General features: G+C 67.9%; 11 protein-coding genes and 1 pseudogene. 3 read left to right on the top strand and 9 right to left on the bottom strand.

Features of this window, described 5'->3' with window-relative positions; translation table 11 throughout:
- Window positions 1–141: pseudogene (locus tag AB4030_RS05350) on the bottom strand (IS30 family transposase); the annotation flags it as partial.
- 293 nt (window positions 142–434) lie between these two features.
- Here AB4030_RS05350 and AB4030_RS05345 point away from each other — a divergent pair.
- A complete protein-coding gene (locus AB4030_RS05345; RefSeq protein WP_442278156.1) occupies window positions 435–584 on the top strand; it encodes a DUF2252 family protein in 150 nt (49 codons plus the stop codon).
- A gap of 40 nt (window positions 585–624) precedes the next feature.
- Here the strand turns inward: AB4030_RS05345 and xylB are convergent, their stop codons facing one another.
- From xylB to AB4030_RS05315, 6 genes are all read right to left on the bottom strand, one after another.
- Window positions 625–2,070 carry a xylulokinase gene (xylB, locus tag AB4030_RS05340; RefSeq protein WP_442278155.1) on the bottom strand — a complete coding sequence of 482 codons (1,446 nt, stop codon included), beginning with the start codon at window positions 2,068–2,070 and terminating at the stop codon, window positions 625–627.
- The gene (locus AB4030_RS05335; protein WP_442278154.1) at window positions 2,043–3,563 is read right to left on the bottom strand and encodes a mannitol dehydrogenase family protein; all 1,521 of its coding nucleotides are present in this window, start codon (window positions 3,561–3,563) and stop codon (window positions 2,043–2,045) included. The genes xylB and AB4030_RS05335 overlap by 28 nt, the downstream gene beginning before the upstream one ends.
- 49 nt (window positions 3,564–3,612) lie before the next feature.
- Window positions 3,613–4,356 (bottom strand): SDR family oxidoreductase, encoded by a 744-nt coding sequence (locus AB4030_RS05330; protein WP_442278153.1) that lies wholly within the window; start codon window positions 4,354–4,356, stop codon window positions 3,613–3,615.
- 62 nt (window positions 4,357–4,418) lie between these two features.
- Complete coding sequence (locus AB4030_RS05325; RefSeq protein ID WP_442278152.1) at window positions 4,419–5,315, bottom strand: carbohydrate ABC transporter permease; 897 nt, start codon at window positions 5,313–5,315, stop codon at window positions 4,419–4,421.
- Window positions 5,312–6,262: a carbohydrate ABC transporter permease gene (locus AB4030_RS05320; RefSeq protein ID WP_442278151.1), complete on the bottom strand. Its 951-nt coding sequence runs from the start codon at window positions 6,260–6,262 to the stop codon at window positions 5,312–5,314. Before AB4030_RS05320 ends, AB4030_RS05325 begins: the two co-directional genes overlap by 4 nt.
- A complete protein-coding gene (locus AB4030_RS05315; RefSeq protein WP_442278150.1) occupies window positions 6,259–7,641 on the bottom strand; it encodes an ABC transporter substrate-binding protein in 1,383 nt (460 codons plus the stop codon). The genes AB4030_RS05320 and AB4030_RS05315 overlap by 4 nt, the downstream gene beginning before the upstream one ends.
- Before the next feature lie 148 nt (window positions 7,642–7,789).
- On the opposite strand from AB4030_RS05315, the gene AB4030_RS05310 reads away from it, so the two are divergent.
- Together AB4030_RS05310 and AB4030_RS05305 are read left to right on the top strand one after the other, a co-directional pair.
- Window positions 7,790–8,815 carry a sugar-binding transcriptional regulator gene (locus AB4030_RS05310; RefSeq protein WP_442278164.1) on the top strand — a complete coding sequence of 342 codons (1,026 nt, stop codon included), beginning with the start codon at window positions 7,790–7,792 and terminating at the stop codon, window positions 8,813–8,815.
- Between the two features lie 398 nt (window positions 8,816–9,213).
- Window positions 9,214–9,663, top strand: a complete 450-nt coding sequence (locus tag AB4030_RS05305) for a hypothetical protein (protein ID WP_442278149.1) — start codon at window positions 9,214–9,216, stop codon at window positions 9,661–9,663.
- Between the two features lie 162 nt (window positions 9,664–9,825).
- Here the strand turns inward: AB4030_RS05305 and AB4030_RS05300 are convergent, their stop codons facing one another.
- Window positions 9,826–10,215, bottom strand: a complete 390-nt coding sequence (locus AB4030_RS05300) for a hypothetical protein (protein ID WP_442278148.1) — start codon at window positions 10,213–10,215, stop codon at window positions 9,826–9,828.
- A gap of 193 nt (window positions 10,216–10,408) precedes the next feature.
- The gene (locus AB4030_RS05295) at window positions 10,409–10,825 is read right to left on the bottom strand and encodes a DUF2750 domain-containing protein (RefSeq protein ID WP_442278147.1); all 417 of its coding nucleotides are present in this window, start codon (window positions 10,823–10,825) and stop codon (window positions 10,409–10,411) included.
- Between the last annotated feature and the right edge of the window lie 155 nt (window positions 10,826–10,980).

Below are 10,980 nucleotides of genomic sequence, written 5' to 3'. Positions count from 1 at the left end.
GTTCCCCGCGGTACGGGACACGCCGACCTCGCGTGCGGCCGCCAGGACACTCCACCCCCGCTCGCGCAGCTCCATGAACCGTTGACGCTTGGCCGACTGCGGGCGACGCCCCGGCCCCTTCTTGACACGACGAGACGACATCTTCAGGACCCCGAACACTAGGAAGTGTTGCGGCCGTCGCTAGAAACCACCCTGCCGTCAGGGGGTCAGTTTTTCGACTGCCGTTGACACACGTGAAGGAGGAACCTGACAGTAACTGCTCTGTCGTCGTCTCCGGGACACCAAACAGCGGCACGGCCGCGGTGATGCGCTGTTCTTTATCGCAGACGAGGCGCACCGGATATGCTGGGGAAGCACGCGTTCCGCCCTTGCTCGAAGACGTGTTGGCACTCAGGCAGCACCCGCCACCAGACGGCGTCGGGTCCAATGGTCTCTTGACCCGCGACGTGACGACCACCGGTGCCGGCTACAAGGAGGCGGTGGCGGAGTTCGCAGTCGCCTATGCCGACCAGAACGAGCGTGACCACGCCGCGCTCGCCGCCGCGGTGGAGTCGGGGCGGCTGCCCGGGCGTCACGACCTGTGAAGGTGACACCGAACCTCACGCCGTGGGTAGAGGCTGGGGGTCAGATCCCGTGCGTCCGGGCGACGAGGTCCCGGTAGCGGGCCACGACCTCGGCGTTCACCTGCTCGTCGCCGGGTCGTGCGGGGTGCTCCGAGTCGATCTCGAGGGCCCAAGTGGGCGGGTCCTGTTCTCCTGACAGGGCCCACGCGGCCTGCCGGGCAGCGCCGACACCGACGTACTCGGCAGGTGCGGGCACGACGACCGGGGCGCGGAAGAGGCCCGGTGCGACCTCGCGGACCGCGCGGGAGGCGGCCGCGCCACCGATGAGCAGGATCCGCCCGACCTCGACGCCCTTGTCGCGCAGCGCATCCACGCCGGCGACGAGGTTGCACAGCATCCCCTCGACCGCGGCACGGGCGAGGTTCTCGGGTGTCGCGTTGGAGCGGGTGAGCCCGCTCAGGGTGCCGGTGGCGTCCGGCAGGTCAGGGGTGCGCTCGCCGTCGAGGTAGGGCAGGAGGCTGAGCCCCCCGGCACCCGGGCTCGCCTGCAGTGCAAGGCGGTCGAGCTCCGCGAGGTCCACACCGATCATCGCGGCCGCCGCCGAGAGCACCCGCGCGGCGTTGAGGGTGCACATGAGGGGCAGGTGGTGGCCCGTCGCGTCGGCGAAACCCGCGATGGCGCCGGACTCGTCGCGGATCGCGCGGTCGTGCGGCGTGAAGACCGTGCCGCTCGTGCCGAGCGAGACGACGACGTCGCCCGGGTGGAGCGTGAGGCCGAGTGCGGCCCCCATGTTGTCCCCGGTGCCGGCGGCGACGAGCAGGCCGTCCGCGGTGCGTCCCGCCGGCTGTGCGGGAGCGAGCACCTCAGGGACCTCGATGCCACGGCCGAAGGCACGCTCGAGCAGGTCGAGACGGTAGTCGTTGTCGGCGGCGGACCAGTAGCCGGTGCCGGAGGCATCGCCACGGTCGGTGCTCCATCGTTCGAAGCCGTTGCCCTGCTGCAGGATCCGGCCGGTCAGCCAGTCGTGGGGCAGCACGACCCGAGCCACCCGTGCAGCCTTCCCGGGCTCGTGCTCGGCGAGCCACCGCAGCTTCGTGACGGTGAAGCTCGCGACCGGCACGAGGCCGACGGCGTCGACCCAGGCGCCGGCGCCGCCGAGCTCGGCTGTGAGGTCACGGGCCGCGCCGGCGCTGCGGGTGTCGTTCCACAGCAGGGCGTCGCGCACGACGGTGTCGTCCTCGTCGAGGGTGACCATGCCGTGCTGTTGGCCGCTCACGGCGACGGCTGACACGCCGTCGAGGATGCCGTCGCCGGTGGCTTGCTCGTAGGCCTCCCACCAGCGGTCGGGGTGCACCTCGGTCCCTTCCGGGTGCGGAGCCCGGGCCGTGCGCACCACCTGTCCCGTCTCGGCGTCGCAGGCGACGATCTTGGTCGACTGGGTCGAGCTGTCCACGCCCGCGACGAGTGCCCGTCCCCGAGTCACGTGGTGGCGCTCCGCCCGGTCCATGACTGCAGCGTTCCCCGAGCTCCGTTGCTGTGCAAGGTCGAGAGCGCCTCCGTGAATGCTGACGTGAACCTCTGGTCGTCGACGAGCCCTCCGAAGAGGTCGCGGTCGCGCAGGAAGGCGAGCGGGTCCTCGCCCTGTCTGGCGGCCGCAGCCATGACCCTGTCCTTGACGCGGTCCACGACCTCGATCGGCTCGCCCTGCTCGTCGACGCCCTCGGCGTAGCGCGCCCACGAGGCGACGACGAGGGCCGACCGCTGGATCTGGCCGCCGGTCTCGAGGTTGCGCCTGATGACGGGCACGAGCCACTTGGGGATGCGGTCCGAGCTCTCGGCGCAGAGCCGGGCGAGGGTGTCGCGCACCTCCGGGTTGGCAAAGCGGTCGACGAGCTCGTGGCGGTAGGCGTCGAGGTCCACGCCCGGGACCTCCGGCAGCGTCGGGGTGCCCTCGCGCTCCATGTAGCCGAGCAGGAAGTCGACGAAGAGGGGGTCCTGGCACACCTCGTGGGCGTAGCGGTAGCCCGCCAGGTAGCCGAGGTAGCACAGGGCCTGGTGGCTTGCGTTGAGCAGCCGCAGCTTCATCAGCTCGTACGGCACGACGTCCCCGACGAGCTGCACGCCGGCCTCCTCGAACGGCGGCCGCCCGTCAGTGAAGTGGTCCTCGAGAACCCACTGCGTGAACGGCTCGCACACGACGGGCCAGCCGTCCTGGACGCCGAACTCGACGGCAAGTCGCTCGATGTCCTCGGGCGCCGTGACCGGGGTGATGCGGTCCACCATGCAGTTGGGGAACGACACGTGCTCGTCCATCCACTCCGCCAGCGACGGGTCCTTGGCCCGCGCGAAGGCCGTCATCATCTTGCGCGCCACGTCGCCGTTGCCGGGCAGGTTGTCGCACGACATGACCGTGAACGGCTGCTCACCGGCCTCCCGCCGGGCGGCCAGTCCGGCGATGACGTAGCCGAAGACGGTCCGTGGCACGGCACCCGCCTCGAGGTCGGCCCGGATCGCCGGGTCGTCGGCGTCGAACTCACCGGTCACCTGGTTGACGAGATAGCCACCCTCGGTGATGGTCAGCGACACGATCCGCGTGCGCGGGTCGGCGAGCCGGTCGACGACCGCCTGCGGGTCGTCCGGGGCCAGCATCAGCTCGACGATGCTGCCGATGACCCGCGCCTCCCGGTGACCGTCCGGGTGCTTGACGACGAGCGTGTAGAGCCCGTCCTGCGCGGTCAGCGTGTCGACGATCCGGCGGTCCTGGGGCAGGGCCCCCACCCCGCAGATGCCCCAGTCGAGAGCCAGCCCGTCGTTCATGAGCCGGTCGACGTACATCGCCTGATGGGCGCGGTGGAAGCCGCCCACACCGAAGTGCACGATGCCGGCCGTGACCTGCGAGCGGTCGTATGCCGGCCGTCCGACGTGCGACGGCAGGGCGGCATACGTGCTCTGCGACAAGGGGATCGGCGTCGATGACGCCTTGGCGTCAGTACTAGTCATGTTCGTCTGGGTCCTCTCGAAGGTGCGGCCGGACGTGCTGATGGGTGCCTCAGTGGACCTCGGACATGCTCCACATCGTCCAGAGCTCGGTCCGCATCCGGCGTGGCTGGCGGAGGGTGTAGCCGACGGCCTGGGCGATGTCGGCCGGCTCCATGAAGTCGCCATCGGACGGGTCCCGGTCGCCGAACCGGCCATCGGCTGCCGCGAAGGGCGTGTTGACCCCGGCCGGCGCGATGGTGGTGGCTCGGATGCCCTCCGCGCGGAGTTCCCGGTCGAGGGCGTAGCCGAGGTTGATCTGTGCACCCTTCGTGGCGGCGTAGACGGCCTCCTTGCCGCCACCGATCAGCAGTCCGGCGACCGAGCCGATGATGACGATGTCGCCGCCGTCGCCCTGGGCGCGGAACTGACGGACCGCCGCGCGGGCGAGCCACACGGTCCCCTTGACGTTGACGTCGACCATGAGCGAGACCTCATCGGCGGAGTAATCGAGAACCCCGCCGTAGAAGCCGATTGCAGCGTTGGCGACGACGGAGTCGACCCGACCGAACGCCCGCACTCCGGCGGCGATGAGCTCGTCCGCGGTGCTCTCGTTTCGAACGTCTCCGACGCTTACGACCAGGACATTCTCGTCCCAGTCCTGCTGCAACTGGCCGAGCGCGTCGGCCCGCAGGTCCCCGGCCACCACGCGGCCACCACTCTCCAGGACGAGCCGGGCGATGGCTCCCCCGATACCGCCCCCGGCGCCGGTGACGACGACAACAGCGTCCTTCAGGCTTCTTCCGTACTGATCCATCGCGTGGGTTCCTTCAATGCGGGTCGTGACGTCGCTCCCTGGATGCTTCGTGGAGCTCGGGTTCACCGGACGGCGCCCATCGACAGGCCCTGGACAAGCTTGTCCTGGGCAGCGAACCCGGCTGCCAGCACGGGAAGCGACACGACGAGCGACGCGGCGCAGACCTTGGCGAGGAAGAGGCCCTGGCTCGTGACAAACCCCGTGAGGAAGACCGGTGCCGTCCCCGCGACCGTGCCGGTGAGCACACGGGCGAGGAGCAGCTCGTTCCAGCTGAAGATGAAGCAGATCAGGGCCGCCGCCGCGATGCCGGGCATGACGACCGGCGCGATGACGTCACGCAGCGTCCGATTCAGGCTCGCGCCGTCGACCTGGGCGGCCTCGAGCATCTCCACCGGCACCTCTGCGAGGAAAGAGCGCAACATCCAGATGGCGATCGGCAAGTTCATCGCCGTGTAGAGGATGATGAGGTACCAGATGTTGTCGAGCACGTGAGCCTTCTGGGCGATGAGGTAGAGCGGCAGGATGCCGGCGACGATGGGGAGCATCTTCGTGCTGAGGAAGAAGAACAGCACGTCGGTCCACTTGCGCACCGGCCGGATCGACAGGGCGTATGCCGCCGGGAATGCCAGCAGGATCACGAGGGTCGTGGAGATGAGGCTGGCTGTCAGCGAGTTCAGCAGTGCCGGCCAGGGCCCCGCCGCGAAGAACGACTGGTAGCCCTCGAGGCTGAGTGGGGCGAAGACGTCAGGAGGGTTCTTCGCCGCGTCGGTCTCCTTGTGGAACGAGGTGAGCAGCATCCAGAAGACGGGCAGCGCGAAGAGTAGGCCGACGATCCAGGCCAGCACGCCGAGCAGCGCAGCCTTCTTGGGCGGCTTGCGGTGGTGGATCTCTGACGGGTCCATCGGTGCGGGCCTCGCGCTGGACGTGGGCGTGGCACCGGTTGCAGGGGTAGCGCTCATCGGGACTCCTCCTTGAACAGGCTGAACACGGTGCGCAGCGCCAAGGTCGCTATGGCGATGGTGGCGATCACCACGACGACGCCTGCGGCGGAGGCGCGCCCGTAGTCCTGGGCGGTGTAGAAGGTTTGGTAGATGTAGTAGGGCAGGTTGGCCGTACCGAGCCCGCCCGAGGTGATCGTGAAGACGGCGTCGAAGTTCGCCACGACGTAGATCGCGCCGAGCAGGCCGGAGAGCTCGATGTACTGGCGCAGGTGCGGCAGTGTCATGTTCTTGAAGATCTGCCAGCTGCTAGCTCCGTCGATGCGGGCGGCCTCGACGACGTCGAGCGGCCGGCTCTGCAGGCCCGCGAGCAGGATCAGCATCATGAACGGCGTCCACTGCCAGACGAGCGCCGCGATGATGGACCACAGCGGGTTGTTCGTGATCCAGTCCGGCTGCGGTGCGTTGGGACCGAAGACCCATTTGAGCAGGCCGTTGAAGAGGCCGTACTCCGGGTTGTAGAGGGCGTGCTTCCACAGCAGCGCCGCTGCCACGGGCACGATGAGGAACGGCACGATCATCAGCGTCCGCACGACGCCACGGCCGAGGAATTTCCGATCGAGCAGCAGGGCGATGGCCAGGCCCAGCACGAGGCTGATCCCGACGACGCCGACGGTGAGCAGGATGGTGACGACGACGGCCTGTCGGGCGTTGATGTCGGTGAAGACCCGCTTGTAGTTGTCGAGACCGGCGAACCCGCGCTCGTCGGGGTAGTAGGCGTTCCAGTTCATGAAGGAGATGACGAGCGTCCCGATGAACGGCAGCTGCGTCAGGACGATGACGAAGACCAGCGCCGGCAGCAGGGGCGCGCGGCGGGCCCAGTCACCGGCCTTGGCCAGCTGGGTGGACCGCTGCTGTTGCGCGGCTGGAGCGGGCGTGACCTCGGCGGTGGTGTCTGCGGTACTCACTGTCCCTCCCTCGACTGGTAACGCTCGGCGACGTCCTGGGCCAGGCCCTGCCCCTTGTCGAGGGCCTCGTCGACCGTGGTCTTACCGGCGATCGCCGAGCTGACGTCCTGACTGACCTGTGTACCCAAGTCCGGAAACTCGGGGATGTCGACGAACTGGATGCCCAGGGCCGGCCGGGGCTGCACTCCGGGGTTGGCCGGGTCGGCGGCCTCGATGGCGGCCTTCGTCGGTGCGGCGAACGCGCCTGCCTCCTTGAGGTAGGCGGGCTTGTCGTAGGTCGAGGCACGCTTGCCGGCGGGGACGCGGGACCAGCCGAGCTTGTCGCCGACGAGTTGCTCGTAGTCCTTGCCCGAGGCCCAGGAGATGAACTTCCAGGCGTTTTCCTGCTTCGTGCTCGCCGCCTGGATGCTCCACGACCACGCGTAGAGCCAGCCCGAGCTCTCCGTCTTGACTACCGGCGCCGCCGCATAACCGATCTTTCCGCGGACCGGGGAGTCTTTCGCTTCAAGGGAGCCGGCGGCCGACGTGGCGTCGTACCACATGGCCACGCTGCCCTGCGTGAGGTTGTTGAGGCACTCGGTGAAGCCTGCCTGGGGAGCCCCGTTCTCGCCGTGCGCACGCACCAGGTTCACGTAGAAGTTGACCGCTTCCTTGAACTCCGGCGCGTTGACCTTGGGGGTCCAGTCCTTCTCGAACCACGTGCCTCCGAAGGTGTTGACGAGAGTCGTCAGCGGGGCGAAGATCTGGCCCCAGCCTGGCTGACCCCGAAGACAGATCCCGGCCATCCCAGGCTTCGCGTTGTCGAGCTTGGCGGCAATGTCGGCGACCTGCTGCCAGGTGGGCCGCGCGGGCATCGTCAGGCCCTTCTCCTGCATCACGTCCTTGCGGTACATGAGGAAGGAGGACTCGCCGTAGAAGGGCTCGCCGTAGACCTTGCCTCCCGACGAGAGCGAGACCTGCATCGGCTTGAGGATGTCAGCCTGGTCGAACGCCGCGTCCTTGGCGATGAAGCCGTCGAGGGGGCTGATCCACTTCGCCTTGGCGTAGATCGGGATCTCGAAGTTGCTGAGGCTGGCCACGTCGTACTGGCCGGCTTGGCTGGTGAACTCCTGGCTGATCTTGTCGCGGACGTCGTTCTCCGGGAGCACGGTGAAGTTGACCTTGATGCCGGTCTTCGCGGTGAAGTTGTCGGCCGTCAGCTGCTGCAGGTCCACCATCTGCGGGTTGTTGACCATCAGGACGTTGATGGCGTCACCACCGCCGCCCTGCCCGGCCGCGCCCCATCCGGCACAGGCGGAAAGGCTCGCGACGAGCCCAGTCGTGAGCGTTGCGGCGACGACCGTGCGCCGCCTGCGAGTGCCGTGTCGGATCCGTCGCACGATGCTCCTCCTTGAGTGGTGCTCGTTTGTGCGCGTCAGTGCACACATGAGTAAAGTGACTCATGTCACTGCTGTCAACAGGTCGTCCGAGATCCAAGCTCGCGACACCACGGCGGCACGAATGCAGCACACTGTGGACGTGACGGAGATGGACATGGAGCGACGGGGACCGGCCGAGCTGGTCATGGCTGCTGCCGTCGCGCGCCGGCACTACCTCGCGGGCCGCTCCAAGATCGAGATCGCCGACGAGCTTGGGATCAGCCGATTCAAGGTGGCTCGGCTACTCGACTTCGCCCGGGAGCGAGGCATGGTGCGCATCGAGATCGTCGCGGAGGGCGACATCGACCTCGACCGCTCCGCCCGCCTTCAGGAGACCTTCGGGCTGCGGCACGCCCTCGTAGTGGACGGGACCGGACTGGACTTCCGCACGCTGAGCGAGCATCTGGGCGAGGCCACGTCCCGCCTGCTCGGCGAGATCATGGTCGAGAGTGATGTGCTCGGCCTCCCCTGGGCCCGCTCGATCGACATCCTGACAAAGTCGCTCCGCCACCTGCCCCGCGTCGACGTCGTCCAGCTCTGCGGCGCCATGGAGGTGCCGGGTGTCAACAGCAGCGCCGTCGACATCGTGCGTCGTGCCGCCCAGGTGACCGGTGGATCCGCGTCGATCTTCCACGCCGCGCTTCTGCTCGACGACGAAGTCGCCGCGAGCAGCCTCCGACGCGAGAGGCTCGTCGCCCACGGGCTGGCACAGGCTGCTCGCGCCACCAAGGCCGTCGTGGGCATCGGGACCTGGGCTCCGGGTCTGTCAACCATCTACGACGCCGTGTCCCCTGCCGATCGTGAGGAGGCACGTGCGGCCGGCGTCGTAGGCGAGATCGCCGGCCGCTTCTTCGACGACGACGGCCATCTCATCGAGCCGCCGTTGAGCCAGCGCATCATCACCATCGGCGCCGAGGAGTTTCGTGCCATCCCCGAGGTCATCGGCATCGTCTCGGGCCGGCCCAAGGCCCGAGCGGTGGCAGCTGCGCTGCGGGGTGGACTCGTCAACGCCCTCGTCGTCGACGTCGTGCAATGCGACGCACTGCTCGCTGACCCCGGGCCCTGGGTGACGCCGTCCACAGCACAACCGGCCATCAGAAGCGGCAGTGGTGGTGTACGCGCCGCCGCGGATTAGGCGTCTGCTGGCTCTTGCTGAACTGCGGGCTCTGCCATCTCATGGCTGCTGGTCCGTCTGGTCGACGAGATCGAGCGCGGCCTGTTTGTTGAAGAGCGGCCTCGGTAGTCCGTAGCGCCACGCACCCAAGGCGCCTCTAAAGCACAGGTCGTCACCTACCCATTGAACGACCTGATCGCGACCGGGAACGACGTGGCGGAACGCGAGGTGAAGGCACTCTCAGCGGCCCAGCTGAATGCGATGCAAGAGGCGTTGTCTGATCCCGAATGACTCTGGCCGCCGGCGTTTAAACCGCCAAACCGCCTTGGCTCGCCACCTTGCGTCAAACCGCCGCGAGTCGCTAGCGCCACCAGTGGCCCGCGAGCGGGCTCGTGTCTTCGACCCTCATACTGGCTGCCATGGAGATCACCCCCGGCGTTGGCATCCCCGGTGTAAGCATCGGGGACCGACGAGCCGCCGTGGAGTCCAGACTGGAGACGCCAAACCCAAACGAGGATGTACGCGCGTTCTACTTCGATCGGGCACCGAACTTCTCCATCCACTACGCCGCCGACGACACGGTGGAACTGGTCGAGGTCTTTCACGCTCAGGGCCACGACGAAGTCTTCCTGAACGACGTGCAGCTGACCTTTCGCCTCATGGACGATGTGAAGGCCGATCTGGAGCGCGCGGGATTCATTGGCTGTCCCGTGCACATCGGATTCGAGTATGACTCCGGATTCACCCTTTGGTCGACGGGGTCGCTCAGCCCGAGCGACCTGCAGCCCGGGTCGGCGTACGACCCCGAAGACACACGCGCCGTCGTCGAAGGCGTAGGCGTCGCACCCGTCTCCTATTGGCGCAATTAGCCGGCATCGAAGAGGGCCAGGAGCCTTGAACTCCCCTGCGTGGCCCGCCAGGGACAGCGCTTCGTCACCCTCATGGAGGGGCCCCGCGTTTCCGACGTGTCAGCCAACCCGACCACGCGGTCACTTCGGGCGAGCCGTCCGCACTGCACCACTGAGGTCGAGCTAGTTGGAGGTGACACGCAATGACGACGATCTGTATTCGTCGTCGGAGACCTCCACGGTGAAGCCACAGGCGGAGAGGATTGCTCGCAGCGCTTCGACCATGGCATTCGCGATCGACGCATTGAGCAGAATTGCGGGGTGGTCGAACTCGTGCGCGAGCAGCGGGGCCGCGAATCTGTCGACGAGCTCGGCGCTCGGGTGCCAGCTGACGAAGACGCCGCCCGCGTCGTCAGCGAATGGGTCGACCTCGACGTTCACTCCCGGGTTACGCCGCTCGTTCCCAGTAGCAACCTGGGCCGGCAGCCCAGCAAGCCTCACGGCTTCGGTGACGGCAGCAGCGACGCGGCGTCGTTCCTCCAGCTCAAGGTCCGGGGCTGGGATCAACGACACGTCGCCAACGATACCGAGGTGGGTCTCTTCGCATACGTGGTCGGGCGAGGCAAGACGCACCTGTGCGGAGTGTTCATTGACGACGAGGGCCTGAGGTCGTCAGCCGACGCTGACAGGCACGACTCACGATCGCGGTTGTTACGCAGGGACCTGCAGCGACTGGCCCGGGCACGCGCGTGTTCGACAGGGGGCGTCACTCGCCCCACTCGGCCGCCCGTCGGGCGGCCCGTGCGGATGCGCCCAACTCCCACTGTCGAGCGCGGACGCCTCGCACGAGCGCAGAGGTCGTCACGCGGGCACCTTGAGCAGACGGGCCCGACCAGTTCAACCCAACGTTGGTGTTCGACGCGTCGAGCTCAGGAACCCAGTCAGTCAGCAACTCTTCGAGCGGAACAGGATGTGGGCGATAGGGCGCATACTCCGGAACGGTCGAGGCGACCTTCCGGGCTCGACGCTCGGTGGACCAGACGCCGAGCGCCACCTCTCCCGACGGGGTTGCGGCCCGCGCGTAGCCGACACCTGACTCATCGTCCGTCACCAGCAGCCACACCGTTTCCCGGTCCACCGATTCTTTGAAGAATGCGGCAGCGTGGAGATCAGCGGTCGACACGCTCGCATTCTGCCCCAGACAGGGCGCACCAAGGCGCATTCACGACGAGGAACTGCTCGATAGCGGGCGGTCCGCAGTTTTGGTGCAGTCTCGACTGCCACCCGCCGGGACCCGGTGGCAGTCAGGTGCGACCGCCGCGTAGACATGGGCCATCG

The sequence above is a fragment of the Terrabacter sp. 2YAF2 genome (assembly GCF_052114705.1).
In the GTDB taxonomy this organism is placed as follows: Bacteria; Actinomycetota; Actinomycetes; order Actinomycetales; family Dermatophilaceae; genus Terrabacter.
Note: the sequence above shows the minus strand (reverse complement) of the source record. Positions and strands in the feature narration are given on the sequence as shown.

Coding starts and splice junctions, on each gene's coding strand:
- AB4030_RS05325 (WP_442278152.1), bottom strand. CDS start 5,315: ATGAGCGCTACCCCTGCAACCGGTGCCACGCCCACGTCCAGCGCGAGG.
- xylB (WP_442278155.1), bottom strand. CDS start 2,070: ATGGACCGGGCGGAGCGCCACCACGTGACTCGGGGACGGGCACTCGTC.
- AB4030_RS05335 (WP_442278154.1), bottom strand. CDS start 3,563: ATGACTAGTACTGACGCCAAGGCGTCATCGACGCCGATCCCCTTGTCG.
- AB4030_RS05305 (WP_442278149.1), top strand. CDS start 9,214: ATGGAGATCACCCCCGGCGTTGGCATCCCCGGTGTAAGCATCGGGGAC.
- AB4030_RS05330 (WP_442278153.1), bottom strand. CDS start 4,356: ATGGATCAGTACGGAAGAAGCCTGAAGGACGCTGTTGTCGTCGTCACC.
- AB4030_RS05310 (WP_442278164.1), top strand. CDS start 7,790: ATGGACATGGAGCGACGGGGACCGGCCGAGCTGGTCATGGCTGCTGCC.